Genomic DNA, 14,563 nt, shown 5'->3' on the forward strand with positions numbered 1-14,563 from the left:
GCTTTACGGCCGTGGCGCCGCCGACATGAAAGCAGGCGTCAGCGCCATCGTTTACGCCGTGCGGGCCCTGAAGGAAGCCGGCGCACGCCTGGCCGGCGACGTGCTGTTGGACTTCGTGATCGAGGAAGAGTGCACCGGCAACGGTGCGCTCGCCAGCCTGCGTCGTCGAGCCGGCCGCGCCAAGGCAGACGCCGCCATAATCCCCGAACCGTTCGGGCCGACGCAGCTCATCGCTCAGGTCGGCGTCTTGTGGGCGCGCATCGAGGTCAAGGGTGCAGCCGCGCACGTTCTGGGGGCCTCGGGCCCGCAGGCCGTGAACGCGGTGCAGAAGGCCCGCATCGTCATCGACGCCATCAACGAGCTGGAGAGGAGTGCGAACTCCAGGCCCCGGCCCCCGCTGTGGCGTGAGGTCGAGCACCCTCTGAACTACAACGTCGGTACCATCGTCGCGGGCGACTGGCCCTCTACGGTGCCGGCCCAGTGCACTCTCGAGGTACGCCTCTCCATGTTCCCCGGCGAATCATCCCGCGAGGCCCGCGAGAGTTTCGCGACCGGCATCCGGCGAGCGTGCGCCCAGGACGCGTGGCTAAGAGAGCACCCGCCCGAGGTCACGTTCTTCGCCTTCGACGCCGAGGGGTTCGAGTTGGGCGGTGACGAGGAGATCCTCACCACGCTGGGCCATGCCCACGAGAGCTTGGTCGGCCGGCCGTTACAGCCGTACGTTTCGACCGCGACCACCGATGCGAGGTTCTATAACCTCTATCACGGAATCCCCGCCACGTGTTACGGACCGGTGGGGGAGAACCTGCACGCGCCCGACGAGTGGGTCGACCTCGAGAGCGTGCGGGAGGTGACGCGGGTGCTGAGCGCGACCATCCTGGATTGGTGCGGTTCCGAGGGCGCCGGAGCCCGTTAGGGTCGGTGCCTGCCGAGCGAGACTCTGAGCGAGTTGCCCGGTCAGGCCACCAGGCGGCGTTGCAGCGCCGCTACTGCGGTGCCCAAACGGTCCAGCAGCTCCGCCAGTTCCGGCCCGTCGATCGATAGCGGCGGGGCCACCAGGATGTGATCGCCGACGTTCCCGCCGCGGCTGCGTCTCGGATAGACCAACAGTCCCTGTTCGCGCGCCAGCCCGGTCATCATTTGGTGTACGTCGAGCTCCGCTGGGAACGGTTCCATCGTCTCGGGGTCCGCCACGAACTCCAGCGCGGTGAGCAGGCCCAGGCCCCGTACGTCCCCGACTATCGAGTTGCCCGATTGGATGCCCTTGAGCCCGGCAACCAACTCGGCGCCCCGCACGCGGGCGTTCTCGACGAGCCCGTCCTCGGCCACGACCTCGAGGACGGCGTTACCAACCGCGCAGGCCAACGGGTTACCGGCGTAGGTATGTCCATGTGCGAAGCCGCCGCCAGCCACCACCGTGTCGGCGATCTCGCTGCGGCACACGATCGCTCCGAGCGGGATGTACCCCGCCCCGAGCCCCTTCGAGAGCGCCAGGATGTCGACCTCGGCACCGACGGGCTCATCGTTCTCCCAATGCTGATACGCGGAGAAGGCGCCGGTGCGGCCGATACCCGTCATCACTTCGTCGTAGATGATGAGGATGCCATGACGCCTACACACCTCCGTGATGGCCCCCAGGTAACCCGGTGGCGGAACGAGCGCGCCGGTAGACGCGCCGCCCACCGGCTCCAGGATGAAGGCGGCCACCGTGTCCGGGCCCGCCTGCTGCACCACGCCTTCCAACTCGGCCGCACAGGCGGCCACATATGATTCTGGGTCCAGCATCCGGCCACCGGGGCCGGTCGGCGCCTGCACGTACAGGTGCGGAAGTGTGAGCGGCGTGAACGGGTCGTTGAGCGGGGCGTACCCCGTCACGCTCAAGGCACCCAGCGTCGAACCGTGATAGGAGGGGAAGCGGCTGATGATCTTGAAGCGTCCAACGTCGCCTTTGGCCAGGTGGTACTGGCGGGCGAGCTTCAGGGCGGCTTCCACCGATTCGGAGCCCCCCGACGTGTAGAAGACGCGGTTCAGCCCTTGACTGAGCTGGGTCACGAGCCGAGTCGCGAGCTGGTGGGCGGGCCGGTTCTCGAACTGCGTGCGGTAAGCGAAGGTGACCTTGCGAGCCTGACGTTCGAGCGCCGCCAGCACGCGCGGGTCGCCGTGCCCGATGGCCACCGCCACTGCGCCCGAGCAGCCGTCCAAGTAGCGCCTGCCGGCGGTGTCCCACATCCAGATGCCTTGTGCTCGCTCGACGGTGGGTAGCTCCAGGTGATCCTGATAGAACAGCAAGCCGCGGTCTTCCTGATGCATGACCAACCCCGTTCAAGACTCAACCAGGCGAATCTACCACCGGCCCGGTCGGTGCCACTCCCTCATGGCCCCCGCCAGCCTCTTGGCGGATGCGTGTTACCGTGCTGAATCCGGTTTCGGTCCTGTTGGTCAGGTCCTGAGGGCAAGTTCATCACGGCGGTACTCACCGTCTGAGTGAGGCGAGCCGCACGCGTGCGCCGGAAGAGGTCTTGGGAGCTCGACAATCCATTCCCGGCCGCCAGACACCCATCATGGGAGGCAAGATGATTCGCAAGAAGAACTTGTTCCGCTCCACGCTAGTGCTGCTCGGCGCACTGATACTCCTACCCGTTGCTCTTGCAGACCTGAGCGACATCCAGGCCAAGGGCACCGCAACCATCGCCATGTCGGGCGAGTACCCGCCGTTCTCCATGCCCGACGAGAACGGCGAGATGATAGGCATGGACGCCGACGTGGCTCGTGAGCTCGCCAAGCGCCTCGGGGTCGAGCCGATCCTGCAGCAGGCCGAGTTCTCCTCGATCATCGCCGGCATCCAGAGCGGCGCCTTCGACTTCTCGGTCGCGTCGCACTCCGTCACCGAGGAACGCAAGAAGGCCGTTACCTTCTCCGACATCCCCTACTACTACGGTGGCGGTCAGATGTTCATCCACAAGGACCTCGATTACACCAGCCTCGATGAGATGGCCGCCGACAACGCCGTCATCGCCGTCGACCTGGGCGGCACCAACCAGCAGTACCTCGAGAGCGTGAACTACCCGCGCATCGACACGTACTCAGGTGTCCAGGACGAGCTCCTGGCAGTTGCCTCCGGCCGCGCGGCGGCCATCTTCACCAACCCCGTGGTCGGCTTCGAGGCGGTCAAGGCCGGACAGCCCATCAAGGCCATGCCCGGGCTGATCTTCGAGGAGAACGCCTACGTGCTCATGGCCAAGGGGTCCAGCGACCTCGAGGCCGCCATCAATCAGGCGCTACGTGACATGCGTGCCGACGGCACGCTGCTCGAGATAAGCATGAAGTGGATCGGCGGCGACATCGTCACGCCACCCAGTGAGTGAAGCGCCCCTGATCGACCGCTAAGCCCGTGCGGCCGGTGCAGGCCGGCCGCACGCCTTTCGCTATTCGCCTCGAACCCTAACGGGAGGCTGGATGTTCGAGTACCTGGCGAGTATCTTCACTCCGGCAACGCTGCGTGCCCTCTGGAAGGGCATGACGGTCACCATCTCGATAACTGCCTTCTCCGGAACGGCCGGGCTCGTGCTCGGCTTGCTCGCCGCGTTGGGGCGCATGTCGGGAGCCCGCGTACTGCGGATCCTGGCGCTCGTCTATATCGAGTTCTTCCGGGGCACGCCGCTACTGGTGCAGCTGTTCATCATCTATTTCGGCCTGCCCTCGCTGCCGTTCATCAGGCCACTACCGGCCTACTGGGCGGGCGCGATCGGCCTCACCTTGTACGTTGGGGCCTACTACGCGGAGATCATCCGCGGCGCCTTCAACGCCGTGCCGCACGGCCAGACGGAGGCCGCCAGGGCGTTGGGACTCAAACCCTGGGCAACGTACCGTCACGTGCTCGTGCCGCAGGCGACGCGCCTGGCCGTGCCGGCGCTCGGGAACCAGTTCATCTCACTGATCAAGGACTCCACGCTCGTCTCGGTGATAACGGTCAGCGAGCTGCTGCTCGCCGGGCGGAACGTCATCTCCCGCACCTTTCAGCCGATGACGGTGTACCTTGCCATCGCGCTCGTCTACCTGGTCCTTAGCAACATCTCCGCGGTCGCGCTGCGGTACGTGGAGTACCGCTTCGAGAGGCCGTATCGCCGGGCACGTTGAGCTAAGCCTTCGGAGTCAGAAGCCGACGTTGTCCGTGCCCTTCAGTTCCAGCATCCGGCGCGTTTCGGCCGGCGTGGCAGGTTGTAACCCCAACTCCTCCAAGATGCTGCGTATCTTCCTTACGAGCGCCGCGTTGTCGGGTGCCAGCACCCCGCGGCTCAGGTAGAGGTTGTCCTCGAGGCCGACCCTCACGTTGCCGCCCATGGCGGCCGCCTGCGTCGTGAACGGGATCTGGTGGCGACCCGCAGCCAGCACCGACCAGTAGTAGGCGTCTCCGAACAGCTTGTCTGCAGTCCGCTTCATGAACATGAGGTTCTCGGGATCGGGCCCTATGCCGCCCAGCACCCCGAAGATCGTCTGGACGAAGAACGGCGGCTCGAGCACCCCCTCGTCGATGAGGTGCGCCAGGTTGTAGAGGTGGCCCACGTCGTAACACTCCAGCTCGAAGCGCACCCCCTCGCCCTTGCCGAGCTTCTCGACCAGGTAACGGATGTCGCGGAACGTGTTGCGGAAGATGAAGTCGTCGCTCTGTTCCAGGAACGGCACCTCCCACTCCTGCTGCCAGCGCGTCTCACGCCGGGCGAGCGGGTAGATGGCGAAGTTCATCGAGCCCAGGTTGAGGGAGCACATCTCGGGACTGGCCCGCAGCGGGGGCGCCAACCGTTGCTCGACGGTCATGTTCTGGCCGCCACCCGTGGTTATGTTCACGATGCCGTCCGTGGCGGCCTTGATGACGGGCAGGAACTCCATGAACAGCTCGGGGTCCGGGCTCGGCACGCCCGTTCGCGGGTCCCGCGCATGCAGGTGCACTATTGCCGCGCCCGCATGAATGGCGTCGATGCTCTGGCGGGCGATCTCGGCGGGCGTCACGGGCAGGCCCGGCGACATGCTCGGGGTGTGGATGCCACCGGTGACGGCGCAACTGATGATGACTCTGTCCTGACGTCGGGCCATGGTGGGCCTCCCGGGCTGGGTTCGTTGCGGGCTCGAGGCTAGGGGTCGAAGCCGTAGGAGCTCAGCAGCGCGTCGACCGTCGCCCGCTCGTCGGTCGTCAGGCTCCAGTCTGCCGTTCGGGCGTTGCGCTGCACCTGTTCGGCGCTGGTGGCGCCCGCGATGACGCTGGCAACGGTGGGCTCGGCCAGTAGCCAGGCGAACGCCAGGTCCAGGAGTTCGCGGCCGCGGTCGGCGGCGAACGCCACCAGGTCCTCGATCAGGTCCAGGGTGCCCGGCGTGAGGTGCTTTTCCCAGTGCTCGTTACCGGTTACGCGCGTGCCCGCCGGCAGCGGCAGGCCACGGCGGTACTTGCCGGTCAGGATGCCGCTGAACAGCGGGAAGTAGGGCAGGAAGGCCACGCCCAGGCGGCGGCACGTTGCCAGGACCCCGGCCTCGGGCTCGCGCCGCAGCATCGAGTACTCGTTCTGCACGCTCACGAAGCGGGGCCAACCGTGCTGCCGCGAGATCGCCTCGGCCTCCTCCAGCTGCTGGGTGCTGAAGTTCGAGCAGCCGATCTCACGCACCAGGCCCGCGGTTACCGCCTCGGCGAGGGCGCCGAGCGTGTCGGCCAGCGGGACCTCTCGGTCGGGTTTGTGGAGCTGGTAGAGGTCGACGTGGTCCATCCGGAGCCGCTTGAGGCTCGCCTCTAGCGCGCTCCGCACGTATTCCGGGCGGGCCCCACCGGCCTGCTCGACGCCCTTGTTCCCGAACTTGGTGGCTAGGACCACCTCGTCGCGCCGGCCCTGAAGCACGGTCCCGAGGAACGACTCGCTGAGCGCGTCACCGTAGGTGTCGGCGGTGTCCAGGAACGTTATGCCCGCCGCGATGGCGGCATCGACGACGTTCTTGGTGGCCGCCTCGTCGAGGCGGCGCCCGAAGTTGTTGCAACCGAGGCCGACGACAGAGACGGCGAGGGAGCCGATCTTGCGACTATCCATGAGTCAAGTGTGCCATGCTCAGCGCCGCAGCGGGGGCGGGAGCAGCTCGGGCGGGAAGTTCTGGTAAGCCACGAGCCGCGTGAAGCGGTCGATGGCGCGGGTGCCTACCGAGGTGCTGCGGCCGTCGGACGTGGCGGGGTAGGGGCCGCCGTGGACCATCGCGGGCCCTACCTCGACGCCCGTGGGGAACTGGTTGAGGATCAGTCGACCGGCCTTGTCGGCGAGGGCGTGCACCAGCGGCGCAATGCCGGGGAGCTCGTCGACCTCCGCATGGAGAGTGGCGGTCAGCTGCCCTTCCAGGGCGCCGACGAAAGCGAGCAGCTCGGCGAGCGTGCGGTAACGCAGGATCAGAGTGCTGGGTCCGAAGACCTCGCTCAGGAGTCGGGGCTCGGTGACGGCGGCCTGCACCTCGGCCTCCCAGAGGGTCGGTGTTCCGCTGGTGGCCGTAGGCTGCGGGCTCACCCCGCGCGCCACCTCGCGACCGCCGGCCGCGGCCAGTTCGGCAAGGCCCTGCCCGTAACGCTCGCAGACGCCCCGGCTGAGCATGACGCCGGCTTCGGCCTTTTCGGTCAGCGCGGCCAGGCGCGCCACCAGGCGGTCGCCGGCGGGTCCTTGTGGCACCAGCGTGACGCCGGGATTGGTGCAGAACTGCCCCACCCCGAGAGTGAACGAGGCGAAGAGCCCGTCGGCGATGGCGTCACCGCGCGCCGCCAGCGCGCCCTCCAGCAAGAACACGGGGTTCACGCTGCCCATCTCGGCGTACACGGGGATGGGCACGGGCCTGGCGGCCGCGAGTCGCATGAGCGCCTCGCCCGCCGCCCGCGACCCGGTGAAGCCCACCGCGCTGATCTCGGGGCGCTCGACGAGCGCCTGCCCCATCTCGGTGCCGGGCTCGAGGACGAGGCCGAAGAGGCCGTCCGGCATGCCCGTGGCGCGCGCGGCGGCCATGATGATGTCGGCGACGAGCTTTGACGTGCCCGGGTGGGAGGGATGAGCCTTGGCTATGACGGGGCAGCCGGCGGCCAGCGCCGAAGCGGTGTCGCCTCCAGCCACTGAGAACGCCAGGGGGAAGTTGCTCGCGCCGAACACCGCCACCGGCCCCAGCGGGCGCTTCAGGGAACGGACGTCCGGCTTGGGCGCGCCTTCGCGGCCGGCGTCTCCCGGCTCGACGCGCGCGTCGAGCCAGCCGTCACCCTCGATCAGGTCGGCGAACATGCGCAGCTGGTTGCTGGTGCGGTTGACCTCTCCCCGTAGGCGCGCCTCGGGCAGTCCCGTCTCGGCCGCGGCGCGCGGCACGATGGCGTCTGCGTCCGCCTCGAGCCCGGCGGCGATGGCGACGAGGAACCTCGCCCGATCCGCGCCCGGCAGCCGCGAGTACGGGCCGAACGCGGCCTTGGCGGCAGCCGCGAGGCCCGCCAGTCCCGCGGGGGTGGTGGTCTCGAAATCGCCCGGCAGGCTGTGACCCGTGCGGGGCTCGACTGCCCGGAAGTGGCTCATGACCATGCCGCCGGGTCGGGCCGACTGGCGAAGCCCGCTTCGATGGTGCGCATGACGGCCGCGAGCTCGGCGCCTTGGAGCGCGTAGCGCGGGGCGCGCACGCGGGAGCTTCCCCAGCCGGCGTACTCGACGGCCAGCTTGATCATCTGCACGAACTTCGTGCCGATGTCTAGGCGCAACAGGGGGAGGAACCAGGAGTAGAGTTCGAACGCCTCCTCGTCGCGCCCGGCGCGGGCCAGTTCGAACAGGCGCACCGACTCGGCCGGCATGGCGTTCACCAGGCCCGCGATCCAACCCACGGCCCCGGCGCCGATGGCCTCGACGATGAGGTCGTCGACGCCGATCAGGATCTTGAAGTCCTCGCCCATCAGGGTGCGCAGCCAGGTGATGCGCCTGAGGTCGGCGCTCGATTCCTTGATGGCCTGCAGGTGCGGGTACTCGGCGGCGAGCTCGGCCACCTGCGGGGGCAGGAAGTCCGTCTTGTAGGCGAGGGGGTTGTTGTAGAGCATGCACGGTAGGTCGGTTGCGGCGAGGACCTCGCTGACATGCCCCTTCATCTCGCGCCAGTCGCTCGAGTAGACGTACGGCGGCAGGACCATGAAGCCGCTGGCGCCGGCGGCTTGAGCGTCTCGCGCGAAGCGCGCAGCCTCAGCCGTGCTGAGCGAAGCAACCATGGGGATGACGGGCGCCTTGCCACGGAGCGCCTCGGCCAGGCCGGCGACCGTCTCGAGCTTCTCGGAGTAGGTCAGGGTGGCCGCCTCGCCGAGCGACCCGAACGGCACGATGCCCGTGCAGCCGGCGGCGACCATCCAGTTGGCGTGCTCGGCCTGCAAGGCGTGGTCGATGCCGAGGTCCTCGTTGAAGGGGGTCGTAATGGCTGGTATGATGCCTTCGAAGTTCACCTGCATGCTCAACTCCCATCGGCCGCCCGGCGCGCTTCTAGGCCCAGGCGGTCCCTGACGATCTCCAAGTTGGTGCGGATGTGCTCGGCCATGGCCGCGGCGGCCGCGTTCGGGTCGTTGGACGTTATGGCCGCCACTATGCGGCCGTGCTGCGCGCGCGCGGCGGCGCTAGTGTTCACGTCGCGCGTGAGGATCTTGACCCTCATCACGCGGTGGCTGAGGCGCTCGATCGTCTCTTGCAGCACCGGGTTGCCGGAGAGCCTGGCGACGAGCGAGTGGAAGGCGTCGTCCGTGCGGATGTGCTCCGGGAAGTCGTCGTCGGCAACCGCTTCCATCGCTGCCAGGTGCGCCGCCAGCTCGGCGTGGTCGGACGCGCCCGTGCGCGCTGCGGCGAGCCGTGCGGCCATGGCCTCGAGGGGCTCGCGCACGGCGTAGGTGTCGACGGCCTCCTCGAGGCTGAGGCGCGGCACGCGTACGCCCCGGTTCGGCTCGATGACGAGCAGGCCCTCCTGCGCGAGTTGCCTGACGGCTTCGCGCACGGGCGTGCGCGAGACCTGGAGGTTCTTGGCCAGCTCTTGTTCCCGCAACCAGGCCCCGGGCTCCAGCGTTCCCGCGAGCAACTCGCGGCGCAGGTGGAGGTAAACGCCGGCGGCCACCGTCCTGGGGCGCTGAAAGTCTGCCACACAGCATTGTATGTTGCATACAATCTATTGGCAAGGTCCGAGTCAAGGGTTCGGGGCGAGGGGTATCAGCCGAGGGTTGATCAGCGGCGCCCCTTGGGCCCGCGTTCACCCTTTGCCTGCTCGACCCGTTGGCGAAGAGTGCGCCTAGGCACTGCCGTTAGCGGCCGTCAACGTCGGGCACGTAAGGAAGCATCCCGAACAGGCGGTCCAAGATCCTCGCGCCGTCCGTGCGCAGGCCGCTGTGTTCGAACTCGCTCGTCACCCACACGTTCAGGTTAGGGACGCGGTCGGCTGTCTCCATCGCCAGGTCGAGGTCGACGTACATGTCGTTGTAATAGAGCGCCGCGGCTGTGGGCACCCGGTTGCGCGAGAGCGCGTCGAGGTCGTAGAGCCGGGGCCAGTCCTGTTTGGCCGCGAGGAGCATGGCGGCATCCTCGAGGGGCCGCAGGGCCTCGAACTCGTCGCACATCCACGGGTAGACCATCTCGCCCGTGAAGAGGAACTCCTTGCCGGGCGCGTAATCGAACTCCGGGAACTCGTCCTGCACCCGGTGAGCGGCCCAGTTCGACGCCGTTCCCTGGCAATAGATGGCCTCATGCAACAGGGTGAAGATCGGGCGGGTGTGGAAGCCGACGGCCGTGAACACCCCGTGCAAGAAGGCGTACGAGAGTTCGTCGCGTCCGTTGACCGTCACGAACGCACGCTCCAGGAGGTCCATCACCCGCTCGTAACCGCCGGCGCCGCCGAAGTCGAGGCCGAGCTGCTGGAACTGGCGGGCCGTGAGGCGTTGACCGTTGGGCAGGCTTACGTCGTTCTTGAGCAAGTGATCGGCCACGCGGCGGCAGGTGAGCTGCGCGTGCGGGTAGCGCGCGAAGAACTCGCGGTTCTTGGCCGCTACGCGGGGGAAGGTGGCGCGGTAGACGTCCTCGGCGGAGCGCGTGAGCGAGGGGATGCCGCCCGTAATGAGGGCGCTCCGCAGGCCTCCTGGCGCCGCCGAGAGGTAGCGCACGACGCAGAAGCCCCCGAAGCTCTGGCCCAGCACGGTCCAGGGCTCGTTGCCTATCAGTTCCCGGCGGATAAACTCGGCGTCGGCGACGATCGAATCGGCGCGGAAGTGCGACAGGTACTCGGCCTGCTGCTCGGGGCCGCCCCGCTGCGGCACGCTCTGATAGCTGACGGGGCTCGAAAGCCCCGTTCCGCGCTGATCCAGCAGCAGGACCCGATACTCATCGAGAGCGCGGCCTATCCAACCCGAGCGCGACTCTGGCCGCGGTGAAGCAGAACCCGGTCCGCCCTGGAAGAAGACGAGGTACGGCAGCTCGGCGCCTTGCCTCTCGAGCGGCGCGAGCTCACGCGCGAAGACGCTCAGCTTCTCGCCGTCGGGCCGGGAATGGTCGAGGGGCAGCTCGAAGCGGCGGTTAGTGACGAGCATCCCCGGCAGGGTGTAAGTCTCGCGCGCGGAAGTCATGATGTAGTGAATGGTAGCCGAAGTTCAGGTGCGCTTGGAGGTAGCGGGTTGAGGCGCGTGCAGTTCGTCGATTCGCACACGGGCGGCGAGCCGACGCGGCTGGTGGTAGCCGGCGGCCCCGACCTGGGAGCGGGTCCGTTGGCCGAGCGCCTGGCGCGCCTGCGAGCGGAGCACGACCGCTTCCGGTCGGCCGTCGTCAACGAGCCGCGCGGCTCCGACGTGCTGGTGGGCGCGCTCTTGTGCGAGCCACACCGGGCGTCTGCGGCGGCCGGAGTCGTCTTCTTCAACAACGTCGGCTACCTGGGGATGTGCGGGCACGGCACCATCGGGCTGGTGGCCACCCTCGCATACATGGGCCGGCTCGGGCCGGGCAAGCACCTGATCGAGACGCCCGTGGGCGAGGTGGCGGCCGAACTGCACCCGGACGGGCGCGTGAGCGTGCACAACGTGCCCGCCTACCGGCACCTGGCCGGCGCGAGCGTCCTGGTGGAGTGGCGCGGCGAGGCGCGGCGGGTGACGGGCGACGTGGCCTGGGGCGGAAACTGGTTCTTCTTATGCACGGACGTCGTGGACGGCTACGGCCTTTATGTGAACGTCCGCGATCTGGCCGCCCTGACGGAGTTCTCGTGGCGCGTGAAGCAGGCGTTGGCCGCCGCCGGAGTCACGGGTGCGGGCGGCGCCGAGATCGACCACATCGAGCTGTTCGCACCCGGCGAGGCGGGCGCCGACTCGCGCTCGTTCGTGCTGTGCCCCGGCAAGGCCTACGACCGCTCGCCGTGCGGCACGGGCACGAGCGCCAAGCTCGCGTGCCTGGCCGCCGACGGCGCCCTCGGCCCGGGCCAGGCCTGGGTGCAGGAGAGTGTGATCGGCAGCCGCTTCGAGGCGAGCTACTCGCTGGGCTCACGGGGCGAGGTCCTGCCGGTCATCACCGGCCGCGCCCACGTCATGGCCGAGGGCACGCTGCTCATAGACCCCACCGACGAGTTCGGCTGGGGGATCTCGTGAGCAAGCGCGTGGTGGTCATCGGGGCCGGCGTGATCGGCCTGATGTGCGCGCACTACCTGCGGCAGCGTGACCTCGAAGTCGTCGTCATCGACAGGGAGGGCGCCGAGCGCGCGACCGCGTCGTACGGCAACGCCGGGATGATCGTTCCAAGTCATTTCGTACCGCTGGCCGCGCCGGGCGTGGTGGCGCAGGGCATCAGGTGGATGGCTAACCCGAAGAGCCCCTTCTACGTGAGGCCGCGGCTCTCGGCCGACCTCATCGCCTGGGCCTGGCGCTTCTGGCGCGCCGGCACTGCCCGTCGCGTGAGGCGGAGCGCGCCGCTGCTCCTCGCCCTCAACCTTGCCAGCCGCGACGAGTACGTGGCCCTCGTGAAGGGCCTGGGGGAGGACGTGGGCCTGGAACGGCGCGGCCTGAGCATGCTGTGCGCCACTCAGAAGGGGCTCGACGACGAGGCGGGGGTGGTGGAGCTCGCGCACGAGCTGGGCGCGCGCGCCGAGGTGCTGGACGCCCGCGGGGTGAAGGCGCTGGAGCCAGACATCGACCTGTCGGTGGTCGGCGGCGTCCACTTCCCCGACGACGCCCACCTGGACCCCGGCCGCCTCATGCGCGCCATGCAGCGCAGCCTGGCGGCGGGAGGGGTGGAGTTCGAGTTCGGCTGCGAGGTTACCGGCTTCACGACGCGCGCCGAGAGCGTGGTCGGCGTGAACGTGAGGCGGGCGAGAGGGGAGGTCGATACGATCCTGGGCGACGAGTTCGTGTTGGCCGCGGGCGCCTGGTCGGGTTTACTGGCACGCACCATCGGGCTCGAGCTGCCCATGCAGCCGGGCAAGGGCTACAGCACGACCCTCGAGGACCCACCACAGCGGCTGCGGGTGCCGTCGATCCTAGCCGAGGCCCGGGTAGCCGTCACCCCGCTGGGTGGCCGGCTCCGGGTAGGCGGGACGATGGAACTGAACGGCTTCGACCCTCGGGAGAACGAGACGCGCATACTGGGGATCGTCGAGTCGACACTCGAGTACTTCCCCTCACTCTCCACCGCCGACTTCCGGGGGGAGTGGTGGCACGGCTTCAGGCCGTGCTCGCCGGACGGTTTGCCGTACCTGGGGCGCACGCAGCGCCATGAGAACGTGATCGTGGCGGCGGGCCACGGCATGATGGGCGTGAGCCTCGCCCCGGTGACGGGCAAGATAGTGGCAGAGCTGGTGGCTGAGGCGCCGCCGTCGATAAGCGTAGGTTCGCTTAGCCCCGACCGCTACGGTCGCGCCTAGTTCCGACCGCTACGGTCGCGCCTGGTTCCGACGGCCGCGCTCGCGCTTGGCTCAGGCGGCCACGGTCATGGTCGAGGGGCGACGCGCCAAGTAGTGCTAGCCTCGGTGCGCGGGAGGTGCGTGGTGCGGAACAGGAACTCGACACCCAGACCGGTTGCCAGGGTGCTGCTCGTGGCGACGTTGACGGCGGTGGCGCTACTACTGAACTCATGTGGCCTGGGCGGGCGCGGTGGGGTGGACGAGGCCCGGTACTCGGGAACGTGGAAGGGCACGGTGATAGACGAGGCGCATGGCGCCGGCACCTTCGTTGCCACGCTCGAGCAGCAGGACCTCAGCATAGTCGGCACGTGGCACAGCGTGATGGGCGGCGACTCCAACCGGCAGAACGGCGGCTCCTGGACCGGCAACGTCTTCGTGGGCGCCAGCAGCGACTTGGTCGAGGTCAACCTGAGCCCCGCCGTGGCGAGTGACTGCTCCTACCGCTTGACCCTGTCGCGCGAACAGCAGGCCATGCGAGGCAATTACGCCGCCGTGGCCGACCCCGCTGCGTGCTCCAACCTCACCCGTGGCACCCTGCAGCTCGAGAAACAGTAGGGCTGCGGGGCCGCGCCCGACCAGGCGCTTGGCGGCTGCCGGGAAGTTCGTACCGCACTGAGTTCTCCGGGAAGCGCGTGTACTCTTAACCGATCGCCGAACGCGCCATGCGTCAACGACTCCGCGCCGCATCTACCCAAGGAGGCTCGCAATGAGAAGACTCGCTCTCGCCCTGATACTGACCATGGGCATGCTGGTGGCCGCCGCCCAGTCGCCCGTTGCGCCCATCACGCTCGGCTCCAAGATCGACACCGAGGGTTCGGTTCTCGCCCAGATAATCCGCCTCGTGCTGGAGAACAACGGCATAGAAGTCATCGACCGCTCCGGCTTCGGCACGACGGCCGTGGTGCGCCAGGCCCTTCTCTCGGGCGAGATCGACATGTACCCCGAGTACACGGGCACGGCGCTCACGTTCTTCCCCAACGCCGACCTGCCGGCCGACATCGCCACCAAGCCACAGGAACTGTACGACGCCGTCAAGCGCCTGGATAAGGAAGAGAACGATGTCGTCTGGTTGGGCCGGTCACCGGCCAACAACACGTGGGCGATAGCCGTGCCGAAGACGCTGGCCGACGCCAACGACTTGGTCACGATGGCCGACCTGGCCGCATACGTGAACGCCGGTAAGCCCTTCAAGCTGGCGGCCAGCCAGGAGTTCGTCGACCGCGAGGACGCCCTGCCCGCATTCGAGAAGACCTACGGCTTCTCGCTCGAAGGCGACCAGCTCGTGATACTAGCGGGCGGCAACACCACGCAGACCGAGACGGCCGCCGCCAACGGCACGGACGGCGTGAACGCCGCCATGGCCTACGGCACCGACGGCACCATCAGTGCCCTCGGCCTGGTGACGCTGCAGGATCCGAAGGGCGCGGTGGCCATCTACCAACCCGCCCCGATCGTTCGGGGTCCGGTGGCCGAGGCGTACCCCCAGCTCGGCAGCCTTCTCGATCCGGTGTTCGCGACCTTGGACGAGTCGGTGCTTCAGGACCTCAACGGTCGCGTGGCCGTGAACGGCGAGAACCCCACCGACGTGGCCCGCGACTACCTGGTAAGCGCCGGATTCCTCCACTGACCGGAC

The 14,563-nt window shown here is 68.4% G+C and carries 14 protein-coding genes; 7 read left to right on the forward strand and 7 right to left on the reverse strand.

Annotation, left to right across the window (positions count from 1 at the left end; genetic code table 11):
• A partial coding sequence (locus ROY82_01185; GenBank protein MDT3681078.1) for a M20/M25/M40 family metallo-hydrolase occupies positions 1–916 on the forward strand: 916 nt, incomplete at its 5' end.
• Positions 917–957: 41 nt separating this feature from the next.
• Here ROY82_01185 and ROY82_01190 read toward each other — a convergent pair.
• Positions 958–2,310 carry an aspartate aminotransferase family protein gene (locus ROY82_01190; GenBank protein MDT3681079.1) on the reverse strand — a complete coding sequence of 451 codons (1,353 nt, stop codon included), beginning with the start codon at positions 2,308–2,310 and terminating at the stop codon, positions 958–960.
• Positions 2,311–2,573: 263 nt separating this feature from the next.
• On the opposite strand from ROY82_01190, the gene ROY82_01195 reads away from it, so the two are divergent.
• Complete coding sequence (locus tag ROY82_01195; protein MDT3681080.1) at positions 2,574–3,365, forward strand: transporter substrate-binding domain-containing protein; 792 nt, start codon at positions 2,574–2,576, stop codon at positions 3,363–3,365.
• Positions 3,366–3,456: 91 nt separating this feature from the next.
• Positions 3,457–4,137 carry an amino acid ABC transporter permease gene (locus ROY82_01200; GenBank protein ID MDT3681081.1) on the forward strand — a complete coding sequence of 227 codons (681 nt, stop codon included), beginning with the start codon at positions 3,457–3,459 and terminating at the stop codon, positions 4,135–4,137.
• Between the two features lie 15 nt (positions 4,138–4,152).
• Here the strand turns inward: ROY82_01200 and ROY82_01205 are convergent, their stop codons facing one another.
• The 6 genes from ROY82_01205 to ROY82_01230 form a co-directional block, all read right to left on the reverse strand.
• A complete protein-coding gene (locus ROY82_01205) occupies positions 4,153–5,091 on the reverse strand; it encodes a 3-keto-5-aminohexanoate cleavage protein (GenBank protein MDT3681082.1) in 939 nt (312 codons plus the stop codon).
• Positions 5,092–5,129: 38 nt separating this feature from the next.
• Complete coding sequence (locus tag ROY82_01210; GenBank protein ID MDT3681083.1) at positions 5,130–6,068, reverse strand: aldo/keto reductase; 939 nt, start codon at positions 6,066–6,068, stop codon at positions 5,130–5,132.
• An 18-nt stretch (positions 6,069–6,086) separates the two neighbouring features.
• The gene (locus ROY82_01215) at positions 6,087–7,565 is read right to left on the reverse strand and encodes an aldehyde dehydrogenase (NADP(+)) (GenBank protein MDT3681084.1); all 1,479 of its coding nucleotides are present in this window, start codon (positions 7,563–7,565) and stop codon (positions 6,087–6,089) included.
• Positions 7,562–8,473, reverse strand: coding sequence for a dihydrodipicolinate synthase family protein (locus ROY82_01220; GenBank protein MDT3681085.1), 912 nt, complete (start codon positions 8,471–8,473; stop codon positions 7,562–7,564). Before ROY82_01220 ends, ROY82_01215 begins: the two co-directional genes overlap by 4 nt.
• 2 nt (positions 8,474–8,475) lie before the next feature.
• Positions 8,476–9,150, reverse strand: coding sequence for a GntR family transcriptional regulator (locus tag ROY82_01225; GenBank protein MDT3681086.1), 675 nt, complete (start codon positions 9,148–9,150; stop codon positions 8,476–8,478).
• 157 nt (positions 9,151–9,307) lie between these two features.
• Positions 9,308–10,618 carry an alpha/beta fold hydrolase gene (locus tag ROY82_01230; protein ID MDT3681087.1) on the reverse strand — a complete coding sequence of 437 codons (1,311 nt, stop codon included), beginning with the start codon at positions 10,616–10,618 and terminating at the stop codon, positions 9,308–9,310.
• Positions 10,619–10,675: 57 nt separating this feature from the next.
• On the opposite strand from ROY82_01230, the gene ROY82_01235 reads away from it, so the two are divergent.
• The 4 genes from ROY82_01235 (at position 10,676) to ROY82_01250 (ending at position 14,557) form a co-directional block, all read left to right on the forward strand.
• Complete coding sequence (locus tag ROY82_01235) at positions 10,676–11,623, forward strand: proline racemase family protein (protein ID MDT3681088.1); 948 nt, start codon at positions 10,676–10,678, stop codon at positions 11,621–11,623.
• On the forward strand, positions 11,620–12,891 hold the full coding sequence (locus ROY82_01240) for an FAD-dependent oxidoreductase (protein MDT3681089.1): 1,272 nt from the start codon (positions 11,620–11,622) through the stop codon (positions 12,889–12,891). The genes ROY82_01235 and ROY82_01240 overlap by 4 nt, the downstream gene beginning before the upstream one ends.
• A 123-nt stretch (positions 12,892–13,014) precedes the next feature.
• Entirely contained in the window at positions 13,015–13,485 is a 471-nt protein-coding gene (locus tag ROY82_01245; protein MDT3681090.1) for a hypothetical protein, read from the forward strand.
• A gap of 151 nt (positions 13,486–13,636) precedes the next feature.
• Positions 13,637–14,557 (forward strand): ABC transporter substrate-binding protein, encoded by a 921-nt coding sequence (locus ROY82_01250; GenBank protein ID MDT3681091.1) that lies wholly within the window; start codon positions 13,637–13,639, stop codon positions 14,555–14,557.
• The last annotated feature ends 6 nt before the right edge of the window (positions 14,558–14,563 follow it).

The sequence above is a fragment of the Truepera sp. genome, assembly GCA_032027045.1.
Lineage (GTDB): Bacteria > Deinococcota > Deinococci > Deinococcales > Trueperaceae > JAAYYF01.

Excerpts from the sequence above, each read along its gene's own strand:
- ROY82_01205 (MDT3681082.1), bottom strand. The coding sequence starts at position 5,091 with ATGGCCCGACGTCAGGACAGAGTCATCATCAGTTGCGCCGTCACCGGT.
- ROY82_01215 (MDT3681084.1), bottom strand. The coding sequence starts at position 7,565 with ATGAGCCACTTCCGGGCAGTCGAGCCCCGCACGGGTCACAGCCTGCCG.
- ROY82_01230 (MDT3681087.1), bottom strand. The coding sequence starts at position 10,618 with ATGACTTCCGCGCGCGAGACTTACACCCTGCCGGGGATGCTCGTCACT.
- ROY82_01200 (MDT3681081.1), top strand. The coding sequence starts at position 3,457 with ATGTTCGAGTACCTGGCGAGTATCTTCACTCCGGCAACGCTGCGTGCC.
- ROY82_01210 (MDT3681083.1), bottom strand. The coding sequence starts at position 6,068 with ATGGATAGTCGCAAGATCGGCTCCCTCGCCGTCTCTGTCGTCGGCCTC.
- ROY82_01250 (MDT3681091.1), top strand. The coding sequence starts at position 13,637 with ATGAGAAGACTCGCTCTCGCCCTGATACTGACCATGGGCATGCTGGTG.
- ROY82_01190 (MDT3681079.1), bottom strand. The coding sequence starts at position 2,310 with ATGCATCAGGAAGACCGCGGCTTGCTGTTCTATCAGGATCACCTGGAG.
- ROY82_01220 (MDT3681085.1), bottom strand. The coding sequence starts at position 8,473 with ATGCAGGTGAACTTCGAAGGCATCATACCAGCCATTACGACCCCCTTC.
- ROY82_01195 (MDT3681080.1), top strand. The coding sequence starts at position 2,574 with ATGATTCGCAAGAAGAACTTGTTCCGCTCCACGCTAGTGCTGCTCGGC.